The sequence below is a fragment of the Microbacterium luticocti DSM 19459 genome (genome assembly GCF_000422405.1).
GTDB lineage: Bacteria > Actinomycetota > Actinomycetes > Actinomycetales > Microbacteriaceae > Microbacterium > Microbacterium luticocti.
In genome coordinates this window covers 100,375-110,124 of record NZ_KE383823.1, presented here as the reverse complement: position 1 = coordinate 110,124, position 9,750 = coordinate 100,375, and the positions used below count along the sequence as shown (strand labels likewise).

Below are 9,750 nucleotides of genomic sequence, written 5' to 3'. Positions count from 1 at the left end.
GTGAGATCTCCTGTGCCCGTGACCGGCCGCCGGACGTTTCGACTCGGGCCTGCGGCCTCGCTCGACGGCCGGGCCCGGTCACCGCGTGGGGAAGCCGCGGGGCACAGCGGAGGTGCCTGACACGAGCATCCCGACCCGCTCGTCCTCAAGGCGCAGGGCTGCGTACTCCCGGTCACGACGCACCGCGACCACACCGCGCACGAAGGTCTCGGCATCCGTCGCCGGCATCGGCGACACACGCGGTGCGACCTCGGCGGCCAGGGCGGCAGCGAGCCGGGCGCGGGCGGCCGGTTCCATGTGCTCGGCCTGCCGCACGAACTGTGCGCAGCGCCGGGCGAGCGGGTCGGGCAGCCGCGTGACATCGGCCACCTGCGCCCATCCGGCCAGCACGGGCGGAACGCCCGCGGCGCTCGGTGGCAGCGCGGGCGTGCGCGTGCGCTGACAGTACGTGCCCGCCAGCAGGTCGCCCAGCCGCTGCGACCGGGGAGTGAACGCGCCGACCAGGGCGGCCAGCCCGCCGAACGTCATCCAGATCTCGAGCACCCCCACGAGTGCCCGGATCAGCGCCTGTCGAAACCCGGCCGCGCCGCCGTCGGCCCGCACGATCCGTCCGCCGACGGCGAGCCGGCCCAGGCTGCGCCCGCGCGAGAGCGTCTCGACCGCCGTCGGCAACACCACCAGCACCAGCACGATGACCACGATGCCCAGGATGCCGCTGGCATCGGTGCTGACGATGTTCTCGCCGAGCAGCCAGCCCGACAGCCAGGCCATCAGCAGCATCACCGCGATGGCGACGAGCACGTCGATGAGCGTGCCCAGCGCCCGTAGGAAGAACCCGAGCGGCTGCACGTCGAGCGCGACGGCCTCGCCGGTGAGCACCTCGTCGGGGACGATCGTGATCGGTTCGGCCATGACCTACAGTGAACCACATGGACCTCGACGCCCTGGCCGCCGCACGCCGCCCGGAGTGGGCCCGGCTCGACGAGCTCAGCCGCGCCTCGCGTCTGAACGGTGCCGCCGCCGACGAGCTGGTCACGCGCTACCGCGCCGCGTCGGCCGACCTGGCCGACATCAAGACCAGCGCGGGCCGCACTCCGCTCGGCGACCACGTGTCCACGATCCTCGCCCGCGCCCGGTTGCGGCTGACCGGCAGCGGCACCGACCTGCGCAGCACGCTGCCGCGGTTCTTCCTGCACCAGCTGCCGGCGGCGCTGTACCGGCTGCGCTGGACCACCCTCGCCGTGGCGCTCGGTTTCTTCGCGGTCGGCTCGCTCATGGCGATCTGGGTCACCACCGACCCGGCCGCACTGGCGGCGCTGGGCAGCAAGGCCGACCTGGAGTACTACGCCGAGCACAGCTTCACCGACTACTACCGCGAGAACCCCGCCGCCGTGTTCGCCGGCACGGTGTGGACCAACAACGCCTGGATCGCCGTGCAGTGCGTGCTGTTCGGGATCACCGGCATCTGGCCGCTGTACGTCGTCATGCAGAACGCCGTCGGCGTCGGCTCGGCCGCCGCGGTGATGATCGCCACCGGGCACGGCGACGTGTTCTGGCAGTTCATCGCCCCGCACGGGATGCTGGAGCTGACCAGCGTGTTCGTCGCGGCCGCGGCGGGACTGCACGTGTGCTGGGCGTGGATCGCGCCCGGTCGGCGATCGCGCGGTGAGGCGCTCGCCGCATCGGGACAGGCCCTGGTCACCGTGGCGATCGGCCTGGTGTTCTCGCTGGCCCTGTCGGGCGCGGTCGAGGGGTTCGTCACGCCGCAGCACTGGCCGTGGCCGGTCAAGGTGGCGCTGGGCGCGGCGGCACTGGCCGTGTTCCTGGTGTACATGCTCGTGGTCGGGCGACGCGCCTGGCTGGCCGGTGAGACCGGCGACCTCGCCGAGAGCGAGGCCGGCACCCCCCGGCTCGTCGCCGGGTAGGGGACGGCCGCGGCGCTGGGGGCTGGGTTCGTTGCCGGGTAGCGCGCGATCACGGCGCCGGGGGCTCGGTCACAAGCATCCGGTCCCCGGGCTCGGGCTCGCGGTCGGTCCGTTCGTCCCGCGGGTTTGGGGCGGATCTGTGCGTTTGGGGCGCGTTTGTGCAGGCTTTCGTGCACGAATCCGCCCCAAACCACGCCGCGGTGCCAGCACGCCGCGGCGCCGGGGGCTGGGCACGAGCATCCCGGCCCCGGAACACGCGCGCAGCCCGCCCCCGGAACACGCGTGCGGCCCGCCCCCGGAACACGCGCGCGGCCCGGGCCCGGAACACGGGTGCACCCCGACCCCCGGAACACGCGTGCGGCCCGCCCCCGAAGGGACGGGCCGCGCGACGGGTACCCGCTCAGGCGTTCTTGACGCCGTCGAACAGCGGACGGAACGCGAAGCCGGCGATCAGCGCACCGACGATCGGGAACACGATGAACACCCACAGCTGGCTCAGCGGCAGCACGCCGCCGTAGACAGCCGTCGCGATCGACCGCGCCGGGTTGACCGAGGTGTTGTCGATCGGGATGGTCGCCAGGTGGATGAGGCTCAGCGTGAGACCGATCGCCAGCCCCGCGAACTTGGTGCCGCGGGTCGAGTGGGTCACGCCGAGGATCACGAACACGAAGATCGCCGTGAACACGACCTCCACGACGATCGCGGCGCCGATGCCGAAGCCGCCCGGCGACAGCTCACCCCAGCCGTTGCTGGCGAAGCCGCCGGCCTGCGCGGTGCTCAGCCACTTGTCGGGGCCGAACAGGCCGATCAGCACGATGATCGTGGTGGCCACCAGGCCTCCGACGATCTGGGCGATGACGTAGGGCAGCACGCTCTTCCACGGAAAGCGTCCCGCCGCGGCGAGCCCGAACGTCACGGCCGGGTTGAAGTGTCCGCCCGAGATCGGGCCGAACGCGTACACACCGGCGATGACGGTCAGGCCCACGGCCAGTGCGACGCCCAGAAACCCGACGCCCTTGTTGTGCGCGTCGGTGCCCTCGCCGAAGCCGGCCGCGAACAGCGCCGTGCTGATCACGCCGATCACCAGCAGGAACGTGCCGAACGCCTCGGCGATCAGCGTCGCACCCGTCGACGGGGCGGTCGGCGTGTGGTCCAGCGGCGTGGGCCTGATGTCCTTGTCCGGTCTGGGATCACTCATGGGGATCTCCTCTGTATGTGGGTCGGGGGGTCAGCGGAACGCACTACGCACCGATCCGCAGTGCCGAGCGTAGAGCACTTTCAGCGGATTCTCACCATACGCACGGGTGAGCCGCATGTTTCCCCTGTGACCGGTGGGGTGGATGCCACCGCCCAAGCGCCGGTCCGGAACGAACGACCGCGGGCTCAGAGCCGACCGGTGGCGCGAATGCCACGGTCCGGGCGCCGGGCGGATGCCACGGCTCGGGCGCCGGGCGGATGCCACGACTCGGGCGCCGGGCCGAAACGAACGACCGTCGGGCTCAGAGCCGACCGGCGGGGCGGATGCCACGGCCCAGGCGCCGGGCCCAAGCGAACGACCACCGGGCTCAGAGCCGGCCGGTGGCTTTGAGTGCGAGGTAACGGTCGGCGATGCGCGGCGGCAGCATCTCGGGGTCGTCGGCGATCGCTTCGGCCCCGGCCCGCGCGACCGCGGCGGCCACCCGCGCGGCATCCGCCAACGTCTGCTCGGCCGCCGCCGCCCGGTACACGTCGCCGACGGTCTCGCGCGCGGCGACCCGATCGGTCAGTTCCCGGTCGGTCACCGTGCCCACCAGCACGTGCGCGTGTGCGGTCACCGCCGGCAGCGACCCGAGGAACCCGCGCGCCGAGGCGACCTCGTCCTGCGCGGTCAGCAGCACCACCAGCGACGGACGCACCGCCAGGGCCCGCACCTGGGCGAACGCGGCATCCCAGTCGGTGTCGATCAGACTCGGTTCCACGGGGGCCATCGCGTCCACCATCGCCGGCAGCAGCGCGTCACCGTCCACGCCCGACACCCGGGCCCGCACCAGACGGTCGAACATCACCAGGTGCACATGGTCGCCCGCCTGTGCCGCCAGAGCCGACAGCAGCAGCGCCGCCTCCATCTCGGCATCCAGTCGCACCCCGTCGCCCACGCGCGCCGCCGAGGTGCGCCCGGTGTCGATCACGATCACGATGTGCCGGTCGCGCTCGGGCCGCCAGGTGCGCAGCATGGTCGTGCCCGACCGCGCGGTCGCCCGCCAGTCGATCGATCGCACGTCGTCGCCGCGCACGTACGGGCGCAGGCTGTCGAACTCGGTGCCCTGCCCGCGGATCAGCACGCTCGTCGCCCCGTCGAGCTCGCGCAGCCGGGCCAGCCGGGACGGCAGGTGCCGCCGGGCGGTGAACGGCGGCAGCACCCGCAGCGCGCCGGGCACGTCGAGCCGCGCCTGCCGGCCGGCCAGCCCCAACGGGCCCTGGCTGCGCAGCACGACGAACCGTGACACCAGCTCGCCGCGACGTCGCGGACGCAGCACCATTTCGAGCCGCACCGGCTCGTCCGCATCGAGCCGCACGCGCAGCCGCTGCGGCGGGGCGCCCGCGGTGGGTTGCCACCCGTCGCGCAGCCACCCGCGCAGCCGGCGCGGCCCGCGCAGAGTCAGGCTCGTCGGCACCGCGCTGTGCAGCAGCGCCCGTCGCGGCACGGACCGCTCGACGCGCACCCGACGCGGATCGGCCGCGGCCGCGGCATCCACCCCCGCCAGCAGCGCGCAGAGCACGACCCAGCCGGCGGCGGCCAGCCACGCGTCGACACCGGCGGCCGACAGCGCGATCACCGGCAACGCGCCCAGCGCCACCAGCACGGGAGTGCGGCCGGTCAGATACATGGTCCGTCGTTCTTTCGTCCAGGCTGTGCGGCCCGCCCGCGGCGGGTCAGATCGGTACCCGCGTCTGCTGCAGCACCGAGGTGAGCACGGCGTCGACCGACACGCCCTCGAGCATGGCGTCGGGCCGCAGCCGGATGCGGTGGCGCCAGGTCGGCACGAGCATGGTCTGCACGTGGTCGGGCGTGATCGCCGGGTATCCGCCCAGCCACGCCCACGCCTTCGCCGCCGCCAGCAGCGCGGTCGCCGCGCGGGGGCTCACGCCCAGCTGCACCGACGGGCTCTGCCGGGTGGCCCGCGCGAGATCGACGAGATAGCCCAGCACCTCGTCGGTGACGGCGACGGATGCCGCAGCCTGACGTGCCGCGCGCAGCTGCGCGGCATCGGCCACCGGGTGCACCTCGCGCAGCACGTGCGGGTCGAACCCCTCGGCGTGCCGCCGCAGCACCTGCAGTTCGGCGTCGCGCTCGGGCACCGACACGATGAGCTTGAGCAGGAACCGGTCCAGCTGCGCCTCGGGCAGCGGATAGGTGCCCTCGTGTTCGATCGGGTTCTGCGTCGCCGCCACCAGGAACGGGTCGGGCAGCTCGCGGGTGACGCCGTCTGCGGTGACCTGGTGCTCTTCCATCGCCTCCAGCAGCGCCGCCTGGGTCTTGGGCGGGGTGCGGTTGATCTCGTCGGCCAGCACGATGTTGGTGAAGATCGGCCCCTCGCGGAACTCGAACTCGGCGGTGCGGGCGTCGTAGATCAGCGATCCCGAGACGTCCCCGGGCATCAGGTCGGGGGTGAACTGGACGCGCTTGGTGTCCAGTCCCAGCGCCTTGCTGAACGCGCGCACCAGCAGCGTCTTGGCGACGCCGGGCACGCCCTCCAGCAGCACGTGACCACCGGCCAGCAGCGCGATCAGCAGCCCGGTGATCGCGCCGTCCTGCCCGACGACAGCCTGCCCGACCTGCTGCCGCACGCGGTGCAGCGCCTCGCGCAGCGCCGCGTCGTCGGTGGCGCCGGGCGTGGACGGTCGGTCGGGCGCGCCGGCCGCGGCGGGGGCAGGCGCGGGGCCTGCGGCAGGCGTGCCTGCCGGGGTCGGCGCGGGGCCGGCGGGGGTGGGTGCAATGCCGCCGGGTGCGGCGGCCGGGGTGGGGCCGGCGGTAGGTGTGCCTGCCGGGGTCGGTGCCGAGCTGGCGGGGTCGGGTGCGGCGGCCGAGTTGGGGTCGGTCGGGGCGCCGGATGCCTCGGTGCTGCGCGTCCGGCCCGCGGCGGTGCCCGCGGCAGGGTCGGGTGCGATGCCGCGGCGTGTGGGGTCGGTCGGGGTGGGGTCGGTCATGCGGGGTTCCTCCCGGTGTCGGTGGAATCGTGCGGACGCAGCGCGGTGTGCACCGCGTGTTCGAGATCGCGCAGCCGGTCGCTCAGCGCCAGCAGCTCGCGGTCGTCCGTGGGGACGGTGTCGATGAGGATGCCGCGCACCTGGGCCCGTGGCATCCCGAGCAGGTCGGCGACGCCGTCGCTGACCGCGTCGGCCGCGGCGGCCGGTCCGAGGCCGAGCAGCCGCGAGAGCCGGGTGAGGGCGCCGATTCGCAGCCGGTCGGCCACGTGGCCGACGTCGCCCGATCGGGCGTAGAGGCGGGCGCGGCCGTCGGTGGTCTCGGCGGTGCGCACGGTGACCGGCAGGTTCTCTGCCACGAGCGGACCGAACCGGCGCCCGCGCCACACGCCGGCTGCGACACCGGCGACCAGCAGCAGCACGATCACCGGCGACACCCACGGCGGCGTGAGTTCGCCGAGCGTGGGTGGGGTGGTGCCCGGGTCGGCGTCGCCGGCCGACGGCACGTACCAGATCAGGTCGCGGTGCGCTCCGAGCAGGTTCACGCCCAGTGCGGCGTTGCCGTTCTCGGCGAGCACGGCGTTGGTGAACAGGGCCTGGCCGTCGACGACGGTGACGGTTCGGCCCGCGGTGGTGCGCTGCAGCAGCGCGGCGTCGGGACCCACCGGGTAGCATGCGGCGACGTTCGGGTCGTCGGGCCGCTCCCACAGCGTGCCCGGCAGGATCGGGCCGGCGCGGCGGGCGGCTGAGGCCGCACAGCCGGGATCGACCGGTGCGTCGGCGCCGTAGCCGGCGGGGTCGGTGTCGAAGAGCACCCGCACCGACCGGGCCTGCGGCCGGATCACCACCACGTCGGCGGCGGCCTCGGCCAGCTGCTCGAAGTGGGCGTCCGACAGCGAGGGCGAGTCGGGCAGCACCACGGTGGCGGCGGCGGGCGTGGCTGCGGACTGACCGGCCGCACGCAGGGCGTCTTCGAGCGCGCCGCGGCTGCGCACGGTCTGCACGTGCACGCCGTGGTCCGACAGCACGTGCGCGAGGGCGCGGGCGCCGTCGGGCCCGGTCGACTCGGGGTCGAGCAGGTCGTGCTGGGCCCACTGCCCGAGGCTCGACAGCACGGCCCCGGCGATGCCACCGGCCACCAGCACGAGCGCGATCACCACCCATGCGGCCGAGCGCCGACGCCGCTCGGAGACGGTGGCGGTCGAGGCGAGCACCGTCATCGCACCGGCTCCGGTTGCCCCACGGGGGTGCGCTGCACCGCGTCGTCGACCTCGGCGACCCGGGCATACAGCTCGGCGCTGCCCGGACGCCGCAGGTAGCGCACGTCGTCGAACGCGGCGGCGGCGGCATCGAGCGCATCGGCGTGTGCGGGCAGCACCCGGCCGGCGGTGCGCGCGAACGCGTGCACGGTGGCACCGGGTACCAGCTCGACCGCACCCCGCTCGACCAGTCCCCGTGCCAGGGCGCGGAAGCGCAGCACGACGGCCTCGGCGACCTCGCCGCGGGCGAGGGCGGATGCCGCGGCCCGGCGCAACTGCGCGGCGGTGCGCGTCTCGGTGTCACCGAACAGGTCGGTCGCCGTCGGCGCTCCCCGGCGCGACAAGCGCCGCCGCCCCGAGAACACCAGGGCGAGCACGATCAGCACGATCAGCGCGACAGCGACCAGCACCGCCAACCAGGCGCCCCACGCGGCATCCGGGCTGCCGTTGAACAGCTGTGTGAAGAACTGCTGCACCGCCTGGGCGATCCGGTCGATCGCGGTCGGATGCGCGGCCGCGTACGCCGGGTCGCTCAGTTCATGTTCGGCCCACCGCCGAGCCTGGTCGCCGTCCGGGGTCAGCGGCGGCACCTCGTCCGACAGGGGTCGGATCACGGCGCCTCCTGCTCGTCACCGCGAGCGGTCGGGGCGGTCCACTGGGTCGGCGAGGGGGCGGGTGGATGCCCCGGCCCGGGCTGCGTCGGCTGCTGCGGCGCCGCCGGGGGCATCGGCATCTGGCCATGCGGGGGCTGCGCCGGGGCCTGACCGTATGGCGCCTGCGGGGCCTGACCGTACGGCGCTTGGCCCGATGGGGCTTGTGAAGCGTGGCCATACGCCGCCTGCGTGGGCTGCTGCGGCCCCGCGGAGGGCGGCTGGGGCTGTGCGGCCTGAGCGTACGGTGCCTGCGACGCCTGGCCAGACGGTGCCTGCGGCGCTTGACCGTACAGAGCCTGTGGTGCCTGACCGTAGGGAGCTTGTCCGTACGGCGCCTGCGCGGCCTGTCCGTACGGAGCCTGCGGGGCTTGGCCGTACGGCGCCTGCGGGGCTTGACCGTATGGCGCCTGCGGAGCCTGACCGTACGGGGCTTGCGGTGCCTGGCCGTATGGCGCCGGAGGCTGCGCGGACGGGTACGGCTGTGGCATCCGCGCCCCGTACTGCGGGGGGTACCCCGGCGCCTGCGGGTACGCTCCCGGCGGGTATGGCTGACCCGGCACCGACGGGTACCCGGGGGCTGCCACCGGACGGGCGAAGGCACGCCCGATGTGCTGCGTGTACGGGTCGGGCAGGTCGTGCGCCCCGGCGTCGCGGCGTTCGACGTAGGCGAGCAGGTCGAGGTCGAGGCCCTCGTGCCGCATGCGGCAGTCGATGTAGAGGATCGAGTACGCCGTGGACTGCACCACGGTCGCGATGGACTGGATGAGCAGCACCATGACCTCGGCGGCGCCGACCGTGACGAGCATGCTGATGATGGCGGAGGTGTCAGGGGCGCCGGTGGGGGCGATGAACGCCGAGAGGATGCCGCCGAACAGTGAGAACGGGAAGCTGATCACCTGCGCGATCGTGCCGAAGATCAGCTGGATCACGACGACGATGCCGAAGATCGGCCAGAACCGGCCGCGGGTCAGCCGCCATGACCGCACGATGCCCTCGCGGATCGTCGCCTTCTCGAGGATGATGGTCGGTGCCACCAGCGCCAGCTTGGTCGAGATCCAGAACCCCGCGACGATCCCGCCGAGCACGGCGAGCACGGTCAGCGCGATCGCCAGCGGCACCGCCACCGTCGCCAGGCCCAGCACCAGACCGCCGATCACCGCGACCACCAGCACCATCGCGGCGCTCAGCAGCAGCGAGTAGCCGATCAGGCGCCACGCCACCGGTCGCACCTGCTGCCAGATCTCGCGCAGCCGCAGCTTCTCGGCCAGGGCGCCGCGGGCGACATCGGCGACGACGACACCCTGCACGATCACGCCGAGGGCCGAAGCCGCCAGACCGAGCACGAGTCCGGCGACGATCGTGATGGCGACCGAGCCGGCGGAGATCGCGTCGCGGTCGGGCGAATCGAGTGGCACGTTGTCCAGTCGTGAGAACGCCCAGAACGAGATCGCGCCGATCGCCCCGATCAGCACGAGGAACGCGGCGATCTGCACCACCAGGGCGAACCCCAGCAGCACCCGGGGATTGCGCCGCAGCGCCGCGAACGAGCGCCCGAGCACGGTGCCGAACCCGAGCGGATGCAGGGGGATGATCCCCGGGCGCGATGCCGGCGTCCAGGTCGGGGTCGCGGTCACGGGGCCTCCTCGTCCACGGGTCGGGTCCGTTCCCTATCGTGTCACACCGCCGCGCCAGCGCCGCGGCGCTCCCGCCCTTGTCCCGGCTTGCTCG

At 73.9% G+C, this 9,750-nt stretch carries 8 protein-coding genes; 1 reads left to right on the top strand and 7 read right to left on the bottom strand.

The window, feature by feature from the left end; translation table 11 throughout:
• Positions 1-78: 78 nt before the first annotated feature.
• Positions 79-912: an RDD family protein gene (locus H577_RS0113205; protein WP_029146345.1), complete on the bottom strand. Its 834-nt coding sequence runs from the start codon at positions 910-912 to the stop codon at positions 79-81.
• Between the two features lie 17 nt (positions 913-929).
• Here H577_RS0113205 and H577_RS0113200 point away from each other — a divergent pair, with 17 nt between their 5' ends.
• Positions 930-1,925 carry a stage II sporulation protein M gene (locus tag H577_RS0113200; RefSeq protein WP_029146344.1) on the top strand — a complete coding sequence of 332 codons (996 nt, stop codon included), beginning with the start codon at positions 930-932 and terminating at the stop codon, positions 1,923-1,925.
• 400 nt (positions 1,926-2,325) lie between these two features.
• Here H577_RS0113200 and H577_RS0113195 read toward each other — a convergent pair whose 3' ends face one another.
• The 6 genes from H577_RS0113195 to H577_RS16560 form a co-directional block, all read right to left on the bottom strand.
• Positions 2,326-3,123: an aquaporin gene (locus H577_RS0113195; RefSeq protein WP_084516246.1), complete on the bottom strand. Its 798-nt coding sequence runs from the start codon at positions 3,121-3,123 to the stop codon at positions 2,326-2,328.
• A gap of 367 nt (positions 3,124-3,490) precedes the next feature.
• On the bottom strand, positions 3,491-4,792 hold the full coding sequence (locus tag H577_RS0113190) for a DUF58 domain-containing protein (RefSeq protein WP_029146342.1): 1,302 nt from the start codon (positions 4,790-4,792) through the stop codon (positions 3,491-3,493).
• A gap of 46 nt (positions 4,793-4,838) precedes the next feature.
• Positions 4,839-5,774, bottom strand: coding sequence for an AAA family ATPase (locus H577_RS0113185; protein WP_029146341.1), 936 nt, complete (start codon positions 5,772-5,774; stop codon positions 4,839-4,841).
• A gap of 335 nt (positions 5,775-6,109) precedes the next feature.
• Positions 6,110-7,330 carry a DUF4350 domain-containing protein gene (locus H577_RS16565; RefSeq protein ID WP_051192031.1) on the bottom strand — a complete coding sequence of 407 codons (1,221 nt, stop codon included), beginning with the start codon at positions 7,328-7,330 and terminating at the stop codon, positions 6,110-6,112.
• Positions 7,327-7,983: a DUF4129 domain-containing protein gene (locus H577_RS0113175; protein WP_029146340.1), complete on the bottom strand. Its 657-nt coding sequence runs from the start codon at positions 7,981-7,983 to the stop codon at positions 7,327-7,329. The genes H577_RS16565 and H577_RS0113175 overlap by 4 nt, the downstream gene beginning before the upstream one ends.
• Positions 7,980-9,656 (bottom strand): glycerophosphoryl diester phosphodiesterase membrane domain-containing protein, encoded by a 1,677-nt coding sequence (locus H577_RS16560; RefSeq protein ID WP_051192030.1) that lies wholly within the window; start codon positions 9,654-9,656, stop codon positions 7,980-7,982. The genes H577_RS0113175 and H577_RS16560 overlap by 4 nt, the downstream gene beginning before the upstream one ends.
• Positions 9,657-9,750 lie beyond the last annotated feature (94 nt).

Coding starts and splice junctions, on each gene's coding strand:
- H577_RS0113205 (WP_029146345.1), bottom strand. CDS start 912: ATGGCCGAACCGATCACGATCGTCCCCGACGAGGTGCTCACCGGCGAG.
- H577_RS0113200 (WP_029146344.1), top strand. CDS start 930: ATGGACCTCGACGCCCTGGCCGCCGCACGCCGCCCGGAGTGGGCCCGG.
- H577_RS0113195 (WP_084516246.1), bottom strand. CDS start 3,123: ATGAGTGATCCCAGACCGGACAAGGACATCAGGCCCACGCCGCTGGAC.
- H577_RS0113190 (WP_029146342.1), bottom strand. CDS start 4,792: ATGTATCTGACCGGCCGCACTCCCGTGCTGGTGGCGCTGGGCGCGTTG.
- H577_RS16565 (WP_051192031.1), bottom strand. CDS start 7,330: ATGACGGTGCTCGCCTCGACCGCCACCGTCTCCGAGCGGCGTCGGCGC.